This is a genomic window from Methanofollis tationis, from assembly GCF_013377755.1.
Taxonomy (GTDB): domain Archaea; phylum Halobacteriota; class Methanomicrobia; order Methanomicrobiales; family Methanofollaceae; genus Methanofollis; species Methanofollis tationis.
This window is the reverse complement of record NZ_JABXWR010000001.1, coordinates 1,433,964-1,451,236: the sequence shown is the minus strand read 5'-3', so window position 1 is coordinate 1,451,236 and position 17,273 is coordinate 1,433,964. Positions and strand designations below refer to the sequence as shown.

Sequence of the window (17,273 nt, the reverse complement as noted above, 5' to 3'; positions counted from 1 at the left end):
GGGCCGCTCCGCACCTGTTTTATTCTGCGCCGAGCGCCTCGATCGGGTTGAGGCGTGCCGCCCGCAGCGCCGGGTAGACGCCTGAGAGCAGGCAGACGCCAATCCCGATCCCCATGCCAGTCGGGACGTACACCAGTGTCTGCGGGGCGAAGAAGAAGGTCGTGTCCCCGAACATGAAGGAGACCAGCAGGTATCCGCCGATCAGGCTCACCAGGGCACCGAAGAACGAGCCCGCAACGCCCAGGATCACCGCCTCGTACAGGAATATTAAACTGATCTCGTGCTTCTGCACCCCGATGCTCCGCAGGATCCCGATCTCCTTGATCCGCTCCGAGACCGACATCAGCATCACGTTGAAGATGCTCACCGCCGCCACGATGAGGGAGATCCCGCCGATCGCCATCACGAAGAGGGAGATGCTCCCGAGGGCCTGGTTGACCATGTCCAGGAAGGCGCGGGAGTCCCAGACCGTCACCGTATCCTCGCGCCGGTTCATCTTGGACTCGATGCTCTCCTTCACCCGGTCGATTGCCGAGAGGTCCTTGACGAGGATCTGGACCATGCTGTAGCCTTTGTCCCCGTAGATCGAGGTGAAGGTGTTTTCCGCCACGACGATGGCGTTGTCGGTCATCATCGCCCCGGAAAACCCGGACTCTTTCAGGATACCGACGACCCTGAGGCTCCGGCCACCCTCAAAACCGAGAATGATCCGGCTCCCGACGCGCATGTCGTACTCCCTTGCCAGGGCAGGGCCGACGAGGGCGCCTTCGCCGCCGCGGACAGACACTCCCTGATCGACCTCGGCGATCTCCCCGATGTCGCCGGGGTCGAGGCCGTATACGCTTGCATACCCGTTCTTCGAGCCGACGGTGATCCGGTCGGAGCCCGACATGATCGGGATCACCGGGTTTGTCCCGGCCGAGAGTTTGATGTCCCGGAGCTGCCGCCCGGTGATCCCCTCGTCGCTCCCTGAGGTCATATGCGGGTAGACGACAAGGGCGTTCGCGCCCTCCGAGAGCTGGGACGAGACAGAGAGCTGGAGGGTCGAGCCCATCATCCCCATCGCCGTGATGGCGAGCACGCCGATGACGATCCCGACGGCCGCCAGGAGAGAGCGGAGAAAGTGGAGCCGGACGTTCCGCGTCGCAAGGTCGAAGAGGATCCTGGAGAAGATCATCGGGCGATCCTCCCGTCAGAGATGGTGACGACCCGGTCGGCATATGCGGCTGTTCTGGCGTCGTGGGTGACCATCACGATCGTCCGCCCCTCCTGGTGGAGGTCGGCCAGCAGGTCCATGATCTGCGTCCCGGTCCTTGAGTCCAGGTTCCCGGTGGGTTCGTCGGCGAGCAGGATACGGGGGTCGTTTGCGAGCGCCCGCGCGATCGCCACCCGCTGCTGCTGCCCGCCTGAGAGTTCAGGGGGCGTGTGGGTGATCATCTCGCCTTCAAGCCCCACCTTCCGCAGGAGCTCGGCCGGGCGGCCCGAGACATCGCGGTGCCGGTGCTTCATGATCAGGGGGAGTTCGACGTTTTCGTAGGCGGTGAGCAGGGGGATGAGGTTGAACTTCTGGAAGATGAACCCGATCGCGTCCCGCCTGAGGTTGGTGAGCTCGATGTCGCTGAGGTCCCGAACGTCGGTGCCGTCGATGAGGAGGCGGCCCGAGGTCGGGACGTCCAGGCAGCCGAGCTGGTTGAGGAGGGTGGACTTGCCCGAGCCCGAGGCGCCCATGATCGCCACGAACTCGCCCTCCTCGATGGAGAGGGAGACGCCGTTCAGCGCCACAACGTCCCCTGCAGGGCGGGGATAGACCTTCCTTACCTCTTCGAGTCTGATGACCGGTGTGCCCATGCGATTCTGTTATCTCCCAACATCCCCGGCACGCTGCACGAAGATTATGCCTAACAGTTCTTCACCCCGGCGCCAATATACCTGATGTTCGGAGCGGCCGGGATAGATAGATATGCCCAACAGAAGAGTGATCTGATCGATGTTTCTCCTCGCCCACCTGGTCGCCGGCATCGTCATCGGGATCATCCTCGCACAGGCCTTCCATGACCGCCGGGCTATTCCCGCCTGCGCCTTTGGGGCCCTGCTCCCCGACATCATCGACAAGCCCCTGGGCCATATCTTTCTCGCCAGTTCCCTGGGTTACGGGAGGATCTACTCGCACACTCTTCTCTTCCTCACCATTGTCACCCTGATCGGGATCGTGATCTTCTGGCGCTACCGCAGCATCCTCGCCCTGGCGGCGGCGGCCGGGATCGCCTCCCACCAGGTTCTGGACGCGATGTGGCGGGAGCCTGTGAACTGGCTCTATCCCATGTTCGGCCCGTTCACCGGCGGGAGCGGGGGCCGGTCCTTTTTTGACCTCGTCATGTCTGAGCTGGCAGAGCCTACCGAATGGATCCTCTTCGCCGCCGTTCTCCTCCTCGGCCTGGCGTTGCTGTACCAGGAGAGGCACGAGACGGTCAGGGTGCGGTTTGCCCCCCTGCTGGAGAAAGCCCTGCTCGTCCTGGGGATACTGCTGCTGGCCGCGGGGCTCTGGGTTGCCGGGTGCGCCTTCCTGCATCTTTCCTGCCCCCTCACCGGGCTGCGGAGCCCTGAGGATCATCTCATCTGTGGCTTTGTGATCATGCTCGCCGGCATTGCGGCGCTCTCCTGCAGGAAACCAGAGTAACGGGCCCCATTACTTCGCTAAAATGGTTGAGACAGCCATCAGAAGATCAAACCATCAACTTCCCTTCGCCTCTTTTCGCGTCCTTCGCGTGAGGTTTCAACACCCGCAGAGAGCCTCTCGCGAAGGCGCGAAGAACGCGAAGCCCGGTGTCCGGGTGCTGCTAACGCCGTTCGACGTCGCCGCGCGAGACCGCATCGCTCGATGTCGGATGTCAAAATGAGCGAATTACTGGGTCCTCTTTTCCGTCTCGAAAAAACGGTTGCGCACGGGGCCTGCCACCCCACCGAAGTGCGATAGGGAGAGAGGGCAGGAGTATATTCAGGGATTTTCCAGACGTGCCTATCGATCAACCGCCTTCCCCGCACTGCACGCCGGGGGTTGCACCCCCGGACCCCCGCGCACGATTGGACCGGGAAGGCACACACGGGATCCTGAGGGATTACGCCCATCCCTCCTATCGCAGATCAGCGGGGCAAGCCAGCATCCAGGCACCAGCACAGGGATCAACGCCTTTTAATCTGGAAACACTCCTCGCTTTCTCAATCGCGACCTGCTTTGTGAGGTCAGCCCATTATCCCGTGTCGCCTGAGAGGAGTCAAATGAAGATATCAGGGCTACCAACACACAGTAGCGAAGAGCCAGTTTTTCCTGAGAACGATCGGCCTCCATGCTCCAGGAGCGAGAGCGCAGGGAGTGTTCGTGGATATCATGTTTTAAGAAGCGTGCAGAAGAAAAAAGAAATTTTTGGGGTTATTGCCGCTGCATGTAGACGTATGCACCGGCAGCGACAGCGATGATCACGATGATCACGATGACCCAGAGCCACGGGAAACCGCCCTCATCAGAGGGGGTCGGCGCGGTCGTGGTCGTCGTGACCGGAACGGTCGTTGTCGGGGTCGTGGGCTCCTGCGTGACCGGGGTCACCACGGCCACGTCGGAAAAGAGGCCGTAGGTGCTGAAGTGGGTGATCGAGGCAGTCACGGTGTGGTGCACGGCGTCGACGGTCGTCGGGACGTGCTCCCAGACGCCGGTCAGCGGGTTGTACCACTTCACGACCAGGTTCTCGACGTTCCCGCCGACCTGCTCGAGGATGTCCGCCCATTCCTCGTCGGTCAGGGTGAAGGTCAGGTCGATCGCTGGCGAGAAGGTGGCGCCCGCAGGCGAGCACTCGACCGCATAGCCCAGGAAGGAGAAGGTCGCACCGGTCGGGACGGCCGGGACCTCGTCGCTCTCCAGGTCATTGATGGTGATCTGGCCGACCGGTGTCTTGCCGTCTTCGAGAAGGGCGGTCACACCGGTGGCGAGGAACAGGTCTGCAGTGCCCTGGTCAGAGTTGATCTGGTAGGGCTTGAGCACGCCGCCCCATGAGGCAGTCAGGAGCGTTGCCGAACCGGTCGAGGTGCTCGTCGATACCGAGCTGCCGCCGCCACCGCCGCCTGAGGGCGAGGGGGCCGCGGTCACGGTGATGGTGGCAAGGGCCGAGTCGTTGCCGAGCGGGCCGGTGACCGTCAGGTTCGCGGTGAAGGTACCGACCGTGGTGTAGGTGTGCGTGGCGTTCCGCGTGGTGGCGTTCGTGCCGTCACCGAAGTTCCAGTGCCATCCGGTGATGTTGCCGGTGGAGAGGTCGGTGAAGGTGACCGCCAGCGGGACGGTGCCTGTGGTCGGGGTTGCGGTGAAGATCGCCGCAGGCACCGGCGAGGTGACGACGAGCGTCTGGGTGGTGGTGTCAGTGCCGCCAAAGCCCGTGACCGTCAGGTTCACGAGGTAGGTGCCCGGCACCGTGTAGATGTGGGTCGCATTCCTGGTCGAGGCCGTGGTGCCGTCGCCGAACTCCCACGCCCAGGTGTTGATGCTCCCGGTGGAGGCGTCGGTGAAGGCGACCGCCAGCGGGGTGTAGCCCGTCGACGGCGTCATGGTGAAGGCGGCCACCGGAGCGCCGGGCGTCCGGATGGTGATCTGGTGGTGGCCGTAGGCCTGGATCGTGCCGTTCACATTCTCGGCGAGCAGGTGGACGTCATAGAGGCCGGCGAGCAGGCCGGCGGTCCCGACCGTGACGGTGGTGGTGTTTGGAGCCGCGACGTACGCAGCCGCGTTCGGGCTCGCGTAGATGTTGCCGGCGATCTTCTTCGTCGCCGGGACGCCGCCGTAGGTCAGGTTGGCGCTGATCATCCCGAGGCCGAGGGTGCTGGCGTCGATCCCGAGCTGGTTATCCCAGGTGTCGTGCCTGACGACGATCGCCGTCACGCGGCGGGCCTGCGTCGGGAAGGAGGCGTCGAACGAGGTGCCGCGGTTCACGGACGTCGGGACGGTGCCGACCTCGTTCGTGTCCATGACGGTGAAGGGCAGCATTTCAATGATGCCGATGCGGTCATCATCCACGCTGATGGCAGCGAGGACGTAGTCGCCGGCCGGGAAGGTGAGTGCCGGAAGCCCCTGCGTGCTGAGCCGGTAGCCGGCGTTCAGGTCCACCTGATTGGCGGCCAGGGCCAGGGTGTCCATGATCTTCCCGGAGGCCGGGACGGTCAGGGGCGTGCCCTCGGCGACAGGCTGCGAGAACGTGCCGTCAGGGTTGACCACAAGCTTCGTGTAGCCGCCGTTGATGAAGAACCAGGCGCTCTTCTTGAAGAGGTCATTGTAGTTGACATTGCTGGCTGCCCTGCCCTCGTCGATCATCCTGGCGAGATAGGACTCGTTCGCCTCGAGGACCAGGAGGTTGGCGCCGTCGATGTTGGGCGCCTGCACACTGAAGTCAAGGACGCTGGCCGGGTTGTAGGTCCAGAGGTTGTCGTAGGTCTGGGCGCCGGTGTAGGTCCGGTTTGCCGTGGTGTCCACCGCCACAAAGGTGTCGGCGGTGACCTGGCCGACGTGTGTCACCGACCGGACGATGGTGCCGAAGGGCGGAAGCGGAGCCTCACGGGCGTTGTAGAAGGTGACCGAGCCCTGGGCGGTGAGGTCGATCTGGCGCAGCGCCGTGAAGTTCATGTCGATGCCTGAGACCGTGCCCATGCGAGTGGAGTTCACCCAGGCCATGTAGTTGTAGTAGAGATGGAAGGGGACGTAGGCAGCGTTGCCGGCATTATCGAATGCGGCAAAGACCATGTTCCGGTTGCCGAGCGGTATGATGACGTTGTCGGAACCGGCGGCATCGGTCGAGGTGAAGAAGACGGCCTGAGTGTCGTTGTCCATGAGGTGGACGACGTCCGCACCGGCGACGTTCCAGTTGAAGTTCAGGGTCTCGTCAGACTCTACATAGCCGTCACCGTCGGTGTCGGTGATGGTGAAGGCGTTGATCACCGGCGGGACCGTGTCGAGGGTGAAGGTCCATGCAAGATACCGGGTGTCGCCGCCGATCGTGTCGTTGCCGGTGGCGTTCACCGTCCAGGCGCCGTCGACGAGCGCCGGCACGGTTGCGTTCTGCGCATAGTCACCGTTGAAGGTAACGCCGAGCGGGATCGTAGCCGGGCCTGAGAGGGTCATCGTGACCGTGGCCGGGTCGATCTGCTGGGTGAAGACCCTGATCAGGGAGGGCTGCGCGTTGATGTATCCGGTGGGCTCAGGGTTGGAGAAGCCGACCGGGGAAACGGTAACAAGAGCGTTATTCGAACCGGTGTTGCTGGCAGCGTCCGTTGCCGTGACACTGATGTTCACGATCTCGTAGCTCGCCCAGGTTACGTCCTTTGTGAACGTCCAGGTGCTGGCCGAGGTCTGGGTCAGCGGAAGGGCAAAGGTCTGGGTGGCACCCGAGGTGAGGCCGGTGAGCGTGGCTGACGCCGTGCCCATGCCGCCGATGTCGGTGACCGTGCCGGTGACGGCGAAGGTCGGGGAAACGGTGGCCGGCGTGGTGATGGCGATGGCCGGGGCGACCTCGTCGCGGGTGGAGAAGGTGCCGTTAACGACGGTCGTCGACAGGATCAGATCGTCGCCGTTGGTGTCGTCCAGGGTCGTCAGAGAGATCGTCAGCGCAGTGGAGCTGCCGTCGTTCTTGAGGGCCTCCATCGGGATTTGGGCGATCCAGGTCGCGGTCGGGATGCCGGTGAAGGTGATCAAACCCATCGTGATCGGGCTGTTCAACTGGTTGTACGAGCTCAGGCCTCCGATGGCACTGTTAAACGTCACCGCCCGCGCAACGCCCACGGTCTGGTCATAGGTCAGATCCAGGGTCAGTGAGCCTGCGGGTGGCGTGAATGTATTGTTCAGGTATATCTCTACAGTTCCATTCTCCCCCTGCTGGATGCCCAGCGCATCGGTGACAGAAAGCGTACCGCTCCCCGCGGCACTGGCTGCCCCGATGCACAGGGCAAAAATCAGGAGGGCTGGCAGAATGAGGTAGTGTTTCAGATCTTCTGTAATTCGTCTGAGCCCTGTCTCCTTGTTTGATCATTCCCCCTCCATCGTCAAATATCTTCTGCCGGTCACCCACTCCTCATTGATGTCCATCAGGATGGATCCTGCCAGCCTGAGGAGTGACTCTTCATTGGGAAAGGCCCCTACAACTTTGGTTCTCCGTTTCAGTTCCTTGTTGACTCTTTCCATCATGTTCGTCGTTCGGATCCGCTTTGCGTGCTCTTTCGGGAACGCCGTGTAACTCATAAGTCCCGGGATGAATCTCTCGATCGTATTGGCCGCTTTCCGATATCCTCGTTCGTTCAGATCGTCTGCAAGCTCCTGCAGTCTCTCCTCGTCCCCATATGCCTCCTTCAAGGACTCAGCAACTTCTTTCTGATGTTTCCGTGGAATATTCTTTAAAACCGCCCGGGTGCAATGGACCGAGCACATCTGCCACGATGCGCCGAGGAAGGTGGCTTCCGCCGCCTTCTGGATCCCGGCATGACCATCTGAGACAACCATCTTGACACCCACCAATCCTCGTTCTTTGAGGTCTTCGAACAATCCCGACCAGAACATCTCATTTTCACAATCAGTGATTCTAGCTCCCAGGATTTCCCGGTAGCCATCCATTCGAACACCGGCGATCACCAGAAGAGCTTTGGTGATGTAGCGTGGTCCCTCTCTGACTTTGTAGTACGAAGCATCCACAAAGAGATAGGGAATCTCCTGTTCAATCGGCCTCTGAAGGAATGCATGGACCTGTTCATCGAGGTCCTTTGCTATCCTGGATACTGAAGCAGGAGAGAGTTGTTCGATGGGCTTCGTTGAAACCCTCCAGTAGTCCGGTTCCGCGCTCAAGCAAAGATCTATAAGAATCGTTGCTCCTTGTGTATGTGACCAAACAAAACCCAAGGAGCAGAGATAGTGTCAACGAACCGGTATATCAACCTTATCGAAAGCATCTGTTCAGTACTCCGATCTTCCCATCTGCCTCTTTATTCCTGCAAATACTCCCGGAAAACGTATACTCAGCATCAACTCATGGCCATTCTTCTCTTTCGAGAAGCTCTTCGCACTGACTATCGCTCGACCGTTGAGCTCATCGATCTGATGGATGGGATCAAAGAGATCCTTCAGCTCGATCAGGTTCCCCACTACTCGACCATTCATAAGTTCATGGCCCGGATTCCTTCTGCTATCTTCTCGATACTCCTGAATAAAACCCTGAAATCTTTCTATTCCTGGGGTGAAATCATTCCAATAACTGCCATCGATTCTTCAGGTTTCACCAGTTCGTACGCCAGTCATTATTATTCCTGGCGGACTGGAAAGATGCGGAAAAACTTCGTGAAAACCACGATAGCGATAGATACGCTCAAGCAAGTGATCATCTCCTTCAAGATCTCGCTCAAACCCGTGCATGACGTAAAACATGCAACACCACTTCTCAGGCAGTGCCGGAGGACGAGAAAGACCGGGTGCTATGTGATGGATAAAGGATACGATTCAGAGGAACTTCATCGCCAGATCCGGGAAGAGATTGGAGCTGATTCAGTGATACCAGTCAGAACATGGAAGGGAAAGATCTATTCGGGCAAATATAGGCAGGAGATGTATGCCTCCTTTGACGCTGAACGGTATGCTGAGAGAAACAAGGTCGAAACAGCGTTTTCGGTCATGAAAAGAAAGTTTGGAGAGGGGCTGAAAGCACGAATATTTTGGTACCAGATCAAGGAGATCAAGATCAAACTGATACTCCATAACCTCACCAAGGCGATTCAGGCGATCGTGGTTCTTGTAGTGGTCGAGGGATTCAACAAAGCCGTTCGATGCCAAAATGAGCAACAATCTCCTGGATCCGGCGGGTTGAGACTCCCTGAAGGTAGGATTCAAAGATAGCATTCTCAAGAGCCTTCTCAACCCGGGAATAGCGTCCAAATACCTGTGTTTCGAAGGGGAACTCTCGGAATTGTGGTTTCTGGAGGATCGTTTCTCCATATCGGGTTTTTAGAGAGCGCTTCTTGTAGCCGTTTCGGTGAGCCTTCCGCGCATCGGTTCGTTCATACTGCTCGGCTCCCGCCTGGTGGAGGGCTTCGAGCAGCATCACCTGGTTGAGGAACCAGGTGATGAGGGTCTTCATGCCATTCTCATTATCGGAAAGATAATCTTCGATTAACGCTAAGGGATCCATGGCCCTGTTTCTCCTTTGTCCAAATCTAGGTTGGATTCAGGGCCAAATTATTTTTACAGAAAATTCGTTACACTATCCAGAATGAGGCGAAGTAACTTCATAATGATATCATCCTTCAGAGAATTTCGAACAACCCCACCTCACCCAAAGTACTTTATAGTCCCGGATCGACCTTTTTCCCATGAGCACGTTTACCAATTTCGCGATCCACCACGAATATGCCAGCCTTGCAGCTCTGGGTGATCGGCTGGGTGAGGTCAGCGGTCTGATCGACTGGGATGCCTTCCGCCCTCTCCTTGCTGACCTCTACACCAACGCCGAGGGGCGAGGCGGCCGTCCGAACTATGACGTCGTTCTGATGATCCGGCTGCTGGTGCTTCAGCAGTGGTATGGCCTGTCTGACCCCGAACTGGAGCGTCAGGCGACCGACCGGATCTCGTTCCGTCACTTCCTGGGATATCCGGAAACCATTCCGGATCGGTCGACGGTCTGGCTGTTCCGGGAACGCTTGGCGCAAACCGGGAAGGATACCGCGATCTGGGATGAGTTCCAGCGGCAACTCGAAGTACAAGGGCTCGCCATCAAACGCGGTGTCATGCAGGACGCGACGTTCATCACCGCCGATCCCGGGCATGCTCCTGCCGGCACGCCCCGGGGAGATCAGGCAGAGACGCGGCGCAGCCGCGACGGCACCTGGGCCAAGAAGGGCTCGAAGTCACAGTTCGGGTACAAACTTCACATCCTGCTCGACAAGGACAGTCAGCTGATCCGCCGGATTGAGACCACCACGGCGTCACTCCATGACAGCAGGATCGATCTCTCCCGGGAAGGTGAGACGGTCTATCGCGATAAAGGCTATTTTGGGGTGAAACCGCAGGCATCTATGGACAAGACCATGCACCGGGCCGTTCGCAACCATCCCCTCTCCATCAAGGAGAACCGGCGGAACAAGGCCATCAGCAGAACACGATCGCTGGTGGAACGACCGTTTGCCGTGATCAAGCGGGTGTTCCATGCAGGCCACCTCATGGTCACGACGGTTGCCAGAGTGCACGTCAAGAACATCTTCTCCTGCATGAATTTCAACTTCAGGCAACTTCTTACCCTCAAAGCGCAAGCTGCCGAGCGATAGCTCTCGAGAAAATCCAAAAAACCCTCTAAATGCAGGGGTTCAGGAAGGAAACGGCTGAACAGCGAGGGGAAGAGGGCAGTCGGGAGCGAGTATCTGATGGCAGGGAGGAGTTAATCGCAATTCTCATATATTTTATTTTCTATGGCGAATCGGAGTAGAGCGGGGTAAAGTGCGGACATTTTCGAGGGGGCAGTGAGGAGGATGACGCCTATCTGCTCCAGATCAACCACACCTGCACCGCATTTTGTCGTATCCCCGAACCGGAAAAAAGAAGGGCTCTTCGCTCCTTTGTGTGGGTAGCCATGAAACCGCCATCTGGCTCCCCTCAGGCGACCCGGGGAATCATACCTGAAAGACCGCTATTTTTAGAGGCGGGGACTGTTTTGGGAAGAAAAGCAGGTGATCGGCGTGCCGGTGCCGGGGAGGCCGCTGCCCCGCCAACCTGCGACGGGGAAAGAGAAGGGTCACGCACTTCGGGATCGCGTGGGTGCCTTCCCGGTCCAATCGCATGCGGGGGTCCGGGGGCAGCGCCCCCGGCAGGCAGCGTGGGGAAGGCGTGGACCGGTACGCCCGGATGCGGAGCGGACCTGAACATGGCATGCCGGGGACTGACCGCAGGGAGGGGACCATGTCGGAATTACCCACATGAAACAGCGAAGAGCCCAAAGAAGTGCTGATCCTCGCGGTGATATCGACCGAACAGGCGCATAAAAACTACGGGTGGTTCTGATCCGGTGGTTTAAACCTGCGTGCACCTTCCGGGAAAATTAGACGTAATAAATGGGCTGTTGTAAAAACCTGAACAAAATTGGACAAGCCGCCGGAGGGATTTGAACCCTCGACCTGCTGATTACGAATCAGCCGCTATACCGCTAAGCCACGGCGGCAGGTACTCTATCATATAGGTAGAGAAGAATTATAAAGGTAATCATCTGTTCTGGCCCAAACCCCCGCCCCTCTCCGGCAGGGCGAGGAAGAGCGCGGCAAGAGCGATCCCGAGGGCCGCGGGGACGAAAAGCCCCTCCCGCAGGAGATACCCGGCCCAGAAGCCGAAGATCACCACCGCACTCACGGCGACGGTGCCGGGCACGCCCTCACCCTCTTCGAAACGGTCGTGCACGCACCATCTGAGGACCGCCGCATAAACGAGGCCGGTGAGCGCCCATCCTGCAAAGTTCACCGCCGGAATCCCGTAGTACACCCCGGACGAGTCCCAGATCCAGAACCCCGCCCGCACCGCCGCCGGGTCCAGGACCAGATCGGCGAGGACGGCACAGAGGGATGTGGCCAGGATAAACCTCCCGGCAGAGGTGCCGAAGAGGGCGGACGCAGCCGCGGCGCACCCGAGAAAGACCGGCGGGTAGGCGAGGGCGACCGTCCACGGGACAAGCCCCAGGGCCTTCGGGCCGAGGGCTTCCGAGTACGAGAACCCCCCGTAGGGCACCCCGGTCAGGACTGCCAGCGCCTCGACAAGGAGGGGGAGGACGGAGAGGACGAGCAGGACCAGGACCCCCCTCCGGGCCCCGATCCACCTGACCAGCGCGGCATAGGCGGGCAGGGCCATCAGCACCAGAAACAGCGGTGCGGCAACCTGGGGCGCATCCCCGAAATCGACGAGGGCAAACCCGACAGATCCAGCGGCCACCGCCCCGACCCCTGCCGGCACCCGCCACCCCCACCTCATTCCACTCCCTCCCCCTTCAGATCCCCTTCGTGATGGTGATCGCCGCAAAGGCCAGTCCCCCGAGCCCGGTATTGAGGTACGGGAGATACCAGTACGCCGCGGCGGTGTTTACGGTGCGGACCAGCAGGAGGGCGAGCGGGACGGCGGGAAAGAGCAGCACCGGCAGGGCCAGCGGGTGGAGCCCGGCAAGGAAGAGGACCAGCGCCGCACACGCCGACCAGAACACCAGGCAGAGGGCCAGGGACCGCCGCTCCCCGAGCACGACCGCCGTCGTCGTGATCCCGGCCTCGCGATCGCACCCGATGTCAGGGATCGCCGAGAAGAGGTGCATCGCCGCAATATGAAAATACCCGGCCGCGATCAGGAGGAGAGGCGGGAACGATCCCGACGCCAGGAGATACCCGAAGACCCCCGGCATGATGTAGAGCATGTTCGAGGAGAAATCGAGGACCGGCACCTCCTTGAACCTGAGGGGCGGGGCGCTGTAAAAATACGAGAGAAAGAGAAAGGCGCAGAAGACCGCCCGCTCCGCCATCGTCTGGGAGACCAGGAGGGCGGCGCTGAGGGCCGAGACCCCGAGGAGCAGGACCACCAGCGACCGCCACTCCCGCTCCTCGAGCAGGTGCTCCCTCTCACCCTTCTTCGGATTTTTCAGGTCTGTCTCACGGTCCCAGAGATCGTTGACGCCGTATATGAATACATTCGCCGGAAAAAAGAAATAAAACAGATATACTGCATACGAAGGGAGCAGAAACGCCTCCCACGACCCCATCCCCAGGGCATAGCCGACCACATAGGTCCCGCCCGTATAGATCCAGAACCTGAACCGCGAGACCGAGAGCGCAAGGGTGAGGAGCGGGTTCATCGCAGATCGCCCGGTGCAACGGCGTTGGCGACCGCCCTGAGGACCGCTCGCGGCGGCGACGGTTTTACCTTCCGCCGGTAGACGACCGTCGGGTCGGCCAGGATCTGCAGGGCCGTCCAGCGGTAGAGATCAGAGGCCGTCTTCACCGGTATGAGGGACCGGCGCGGGATATACTCAAACCCCGCCTCCCCCTCCTCCTGCCAGGCGAGATACCGGTCGATCTGGGCGGCGATAAACGCCTCAAAGGCGCGGGGTGCGGCCGCCGTCTCCCGCTCCTCGAGCGAACCGAGCCCGAACGCCGCCATCTCCGCCGCCGGCAGATAGGTCCGCCCGAGGGAGAGGTCTTCCGGGATATCCCTGATGAAGTTGATATACTGCATCGCCTTCCCCAGGGCGCGGGCCGCCGGCAGGGCGGCGTCAGGGAGGTCCATCACCCGCGCCATCATCATCCCGACCACCTCAGATGATCCGTACAGATACCCTTCGAGTTCCTCGATCGTCTCGTACCGCCCTTTCCAGAGATCGCTCTCCATGGAGGCGAGAAAAGCCTCCACCCACGCCGGATCGATCTCTCTGCTCCCGACCAGAGCGGCGAAGGGATCGATGACCGGATCGCCCGTCGCCTCCCCCTCAAGCGCCCGGCGGTAGCCGTCCCTGAAGGCGTAGAACGCCGCAGCCTCCTGGGGGACGGCATCGACAAAGTTGTCGGCCGTCCTGACGAACGAGTACAGGACAAAGACGTCCTCTCTCACCCTCCGGGGAAAAAAGAGCGTGCTGTAGAAGTACGTCGTGCTCCCCCGCCTGAAGATCCTGAAATGAACAGGCGATACCATCCTCCTCTGCCTCCTCACCCGCGGGGGTGACGTTCTGCGATCTCCCTGGCCACGATCGTCGAGGAGATCAGGGTCATCGGCACCCCGATCCCCGGGTGGGTGTACTGCCCGGTGTAGTAGAGGTTCCCGACCTTCCGGCTCAGGTGCGCCGGCCGCCAGAGCGCCGTCTGGAGGAGCGTGTGCGAGAGGCCGAGCGCCGTCCCGCGGTAGGCGTTGTAGCGCTCGGCAAAATCGTTCAGGGCAAAGATCCGCTTCACCACCACGGCGTCCCTGAGTTCCTCCCCGATCTTCGCCTCCAGGTCGTCGAGGATACGGGTGTACAGACGTTCCCTGAGTGCGGGCGTGTCCTCAAGGCCGGGCGCAAGGGGCACCAGGATGAAGAGAGTCTCAGAGCCCGGCGGTGCGGCAGTCGGGTCGGTCCGGGACGGGACGTTGACGTAGTACGATGGGTTCTCCGGCCACGCCGCCCGGTTCGGATCGAAGATCCGCTCGAACCCTGCCTCCCAGTCCCGGTCAAGGAAGAGCGTGTGGTGGGCAAGGGCCGGCACCTCCCGGTCAAGCCCGAGATAGATCACGAAGGCCGAAGGGGCGAGCACACGGGACCGCCAGTATTTCTCCGGGTACGTCCGGTGCGCCGCATCCAGCAGGTCCAGTTCTGCATGGGCATAATCGGCATTCACCAGGACGAGATCGGCGTCATGCCGCCCCTTCTCCGTAACAACCCCGGTCGCCCTCTTTCCCTCCACTTCGATCCGCCGCACCGGTTCGTCCAGAGAGATCTCCGCGCCGTAGGATCGGGCGAGTTCGGCGATACCTCCGGCCACCGCCCTGATCCCGCCGTCCGGGTACCAGACCCCCATCGTCATATCGATGTGGGACATGATGTGGTAGAAGGATGGGGTGTTCTGCGGGGCCCCGCCGAGAAAACCGATCGAGTACTGGACGATCTTCTGCGCACGGTCGCTCTCGAAATGACGCCTGACAAAGGTGCCCAGGTTCTCGAAGATATGCAGCCTGCTCCCCTGCATGATCAACCGCCCGTTAAGAAAGTCGAAGATCGAGCGGTAGTCCCGGTAGAGCAGTTCGTTGATGGAAAGGTCGTACATCTCTTTTGCCGAGGCGAGGTACGCCCGCAGCTTCTCCCCTCCATCCTCCTCGAAGGAGTCGAAGAGGGCATAGTCCTCCTCGAGATCTGCCCTGATATCGACCGGGTCGCCGTCGCCGAAGAAGATGCGGTACGCGGGGTCCAGGCGTTTCAGCGTATAAAAATCCTCTGGCTTCTTTCCGAACGCCGCAAAGAACGTCTCGTAGACGTCGGGCATCAGGTACCACGACGGCCCCATATCAAAGGTGAACCCCTTCTCGCTGTAAACGCTCGCCCTCCCGCCGGGCTGCTCGTTCTTCTCGATCACCTCGACGTCAAAACCCTCTTTTGCCAGCAGTGCCGCGGCTGAAAGTCCGCCGAAACCTGCACCTACAATTGCTGCCTTCATCGTCCCCCTCCGAACAGAGCATGCAAATCCCAGTATAAATACCATTCTCTCTCAGCGCCGCTTCAGGGCGGCATAGGCGGCGGCGACGGCGATGAGGACCGCCACCAGGAAACCCGAGAGCGTCATCGAGGAGATCATCGAGCAGAGCCCCGGACCTGCCGGGGGTTCGGAGGAGAAGATCACCAGCGCCGACCCCAGGACGAAGGCGGCCGCGACCATCCCGATCAGGGTGACGTTTGCGGCATACCTGATCGAAGCGCCCAGGGCGTCCAGCTCAGGACTCCCGACCGCGAGAGAGATCTGACCGGCGGAGAGTTTCCTGAGGGCGGCGTTGACCGCGCCCGGGATTTCGGTGGTGTCCCTGACCTGCTGCCCGATCGCCTTTGCGAGGGCGTCTGCGCCATCCATGGAGAAGACCTGCCGCCTGCGGATTGCCCTGATGCCCGGGCCGGCCCGGGCCGTAAAATTGAACGACTCGTCGAGGTCCCGGCAGATCGCCATCAGAAAGAGGAGGACCTTGATCACCTGCATCATCGGGAGCGGCACCTTGAGGTGATAGCGTCTCAGGGTTGCCGGGATCTCCTCCATCACCCCGGCAATATCCACCTCCCCGATCCCGTACGACCCCGGTCCCATGAGGGTGGCATAGATCTCGTCCTTGAAGAGGTCGACCGCCCGATCCGGGATGACGATCCCCAGGTCCCGGTAGGCGTCGACGATCGCATCGCTGTCCTCGTCCACGATCCCGGCGACCAGGCGGAGAAAGGCGTCGCGCCGTTCAGGGCGGAGGATCCCGACGGTCCCGAAGTCGACAAAGGCGAGCGCCCCGGTTTCTGTCACCAGGAGGTTTCCGGGATGGGGATCGGCATGGAAGAACCCGTCCTCGAAGACCTGCTTGAGATAGGCCGAGAGCAGGGTGTCGGTCACCTCCTCAGGCGAGACCCCGATCGCCCGGATCCCGTCGGCGTCGTCCACCCGCACGCCGTCGATGTAGTCCATTGTCAGGACCAGCGGCCCTGAATAGTCAGGGTAGATACGCGGGATGACGACGCCCGGCGACCCCCTGAGGTTTCGGGCAAGGGCGCCGGCGTTCTTGCCCTCCTGCACGAAGTCGAGTTCTCTCCTGATCTGGGCGGCGAACTCCTGTACAAGGCCGGCGGGGTTATAGACCGCAAGGTCGGGGCGGCGCCGCTCGATCTGTCTGGCGAAATACTCCAGGATATCGATGTCGTCCTCGATCACCCGCCTGATTCCCGGACGCTGCACCTTGACGGCCACGACGGTCCCGTCCTTCAGCACCGCCCGGTGCACCTGCGCAAGCGACGCCGCGGCCACCGGGGTCTCGTCGAACGATGCAAAAGCGGTTGCGATCGGGCCGCACAGGTCCTCTATGGTCGGGCGGATCGTCTCAAAGGGCAGGGGGGCGACGGTGTCGGTCAGGAGGCTCAGTTCTTCGATGAGCGGGCCCGGCAGCACCTCGCGCCTGGTGCTCAGGATCTGCCCGAACTTGATGAAGGTGGGACCGAGTTCTTCGAGCGCCAGGCGGATCCGGCGGTACAGCGGGTCGGCGCCGTCCGGGCGTTCTGCCGCCCGTCGACCTGGCAGGGGGAGGCGGATGCCTGTGATCAGGGCGCCAAGCCCATACTTCACCAGTATCCCGGTGATCTGGCGGTACCTGCCCATCTGGCGGATCATGCTCCCCTGCCCTCTGACGAGAGGGGAGACAATTCTCCTATATAAAACCGGCGGAAAAAAAGGGTGTTAAGAATAGCCCCGCATCGTCACGTTCGTGTCCCCGACCTTCTCGGTCGGCGCCTGGATGGCGCCGTACTTCTCCTCGTAGTCCTTCATGCTCCTTGAGAGCACGGCGAGGAGGTTCTTCGCGTGCTTCGGCGTAATGGAGACGATCGACTTCGCCCGGGCCTGGTTCGTGCCCGGGATCTCGTGCAGGAACATGAAGGTGAACTCGTCCTCCTTGTATGCGACCTGGATCCGGTTCGCATAGACCGGGTCGAGCGCCTGGGGGATATTGACCGAGATCTCGTGCTGAGACATAGCATAACATATAA

General features: G+C 61.0%; 12 protein-coding genes, 1 tRNA gene and 2 pseudogenes. 3 read left to right on the top strand and 12 right to left on the bottom strand.

Features of this window, described 5'->3' with window-relative positions; all coding sequences use genetic code 11:
* Window positions 1-19: 19 nt before the first annotated feature.
* Together HWN36_RS07510 and HWN36_RS07505 are read right to left on the bottom strand one after the other, a co-directional pair.
* Window positions 20-1,177, bottom strand: a complete 1,158-nt coding sequence (locus tag HWN36_RS07510; RefSeq protein WP_176788782.1) for an ABC transporter permease — start codon at window positions 1,175-1,177, stop codon at window positions 20-22.
* Window positions 1,174-1,848, bottom strand: a complete 675-nt coding sequence (locus HWN36_RS07505) for an ABC transporter ATP-binding protein (protein WP_246269870.1) — start codon at window positions 1,846-1,848, stop codon at window positions 1,174-1,176. The genes HWN36_RS07510 and HWN36_RS07505 overlap by 4 nt, the downstream gene beginning before the upstream one ends.
* A 139-nt stretch (window positions 1,849-1,987) precedes the next feature.
* Here HWN36_RS07505 and HWN36_RS07500 point away from each other — a divergent pair, with 139 nt between their 5' ends.
* Entirely contained in the window at window positions 1,988-2,677 is a 690-nt protein-coding gene (locus HWN36_RS07500) for a metal-dependent hydrolase (RefSeq protein ID WP_176788781.1), read from the top strand.
* 750 nt (window positions 2,678-3,427) lie between these two features.
* On the opposite strand, the gene HWN36_RS12275 is transcribed toward HWN36_RS07500, so the two are convergent.
* Complete coding sequence (locus tag HWN36_RS12275; protein ID WP_176788780.1) at window positions 3,428-6,793, bottom strand: PKD domain-containing protein; 3,366 nt, start codon at window positions 6,791-6,793, stop codon at window positions 3,428-3,430.
* A gap of 261 nt (window positions 6,794-7,054) precedes the next feature.
* Window positions 7,055-7,837, bottom strand: a pseudogene (locus tag HWN36_RS07490) (IS256 family transposase); the annotation flags it as partial.
* Between the two features lie 93 nt (window positions 7,838-7,930).
* Here HWN36_RS07490 and HWN36_RS07485 point away from each other — a divergent pair.
* Complete coding sequence (locus HWN36_RS07485) at window positions 7,931-8,905, top strand: IS5 family transposase (protein WP_176788778.1); 975 nt, start codon at window positions 7,931-7,933, stop codon at window positions 8,903-8,905.
* Here HWN36_RS07485 and HWN36_RS07480 read toward each other — a convergent pair.
* Window positions 8,826-9,197 (bottom strand): annotated as a pseudogene (locus HWN36_RS07480) (transposase); the annotation flags it as partial. The gene HWN36_RS07485 and the pseudogene HWN36_RS07480 sit on opposite strands and share 80 nt — an antisense overlap.
* Before the next feature lie 181 nt (window positions 9,198-9,378).
* Here HWN36_RS07480 and HWN36_RS07475 point away from each other — a divergent pair.
* Entirely contained in the window at window positions 9,379-10,329 is a 951-nt protein-coding gene (locus HWN36_RS07475) for an IS5 family transposase (RefSeq protein ID WP_176787388.1), read from the top strand.
* An 815-nt stretch (window positions 10,330-11,144) separates the two neighbouring features.
* Here HWN36_RS07475 and HWN36_RS07470 read toward each other — a convergent pair.
* The 7 genes from HWN36_RS07470 to HWN36_RS07440 form a co-directional block, all read right to left on the bottom strand.
* Window positions 11,145-11,216: transfer RNA gene (locus HWN36_RS07470), tRNA-Thr, on the bottom strand.
* A 41-nt stretch (window positions 11,217-11,257) separates the two neighbouring features.
* The gene (locus HWN36_RS07465) at window positions 11,258-12,013 is read right to left on the bottom strand and encodes a carotenoid biosynthesis protein (protein WP_176788777.1); all 756 of its coding nucleotides are present in this window, start codon (window positions 12,011-12,013) and stop codon (window positions 11,258-11,260) included.
* Window positions 12,014-12,029: 16 nt separating this feature from the next.
* A complete protein-coding gene (locus HWN36_RS07460) occupies window positions 12,030-12,878 on the bottom strand; it encodes a prenyltransferase (protein ID WP_176788776.1) in 849 nt (282 codons plus the stop codon).
* Window positions 12,875-13,711, bottom strand: coding sequence for a phytoene/squalene synthase family protein (locus tag HWN36_RS07455; RefSeq protein WP_176788775.1), 837 nt, complete (start codon window positions 13,709-13,711; stop codon window positions 12,875-12,877). Before HWN36_RS07455 ends, HWN36_RS07460 begins: the two co-directional genes overlap by 4 nt.
* Before the next feature lie 14 nt (window positions 13,712-13,725).
* Window positions 13,726-15,204: a phytoene desaturase family protein gene (locus tag HWN36_RS07450; RefSeq protein WP_176788774.1), complete on the bottom strand. Its 1,479-nt coding sequence runs from the start codon at window positions 15,202-15,204 to the stop codon at window positions 13,726-13,728.
* A gap of 51 nt (window positions 15,205-15,255) precedes the next feature.
* Window positions 15,256-16,899: an ABC1 kinase family protein gene (locus tag HWN36_RS07445; RefSeq protein ID WP_176788773.1), complete on the bottom strand. Its 1,644-nt coding sequence runs from the start codon at window positions 16,897-16,899 to the stop codon at window positions 15,256-15,258.
* Between the two features lie 66 nt (window positions 16,900-16,965).
* A complete protein-coding gene (locus tag HWN36_RS07440) occupies window positions 16,966-17,259 on the bottom strand; it encodes a DUF3467 domain-containing protein (protein WP_176788772.1) in 294 nt (97 codons plus the stop codon).
* Window positions 17,260-17,273: the final 14 nt, after the last annotated feature.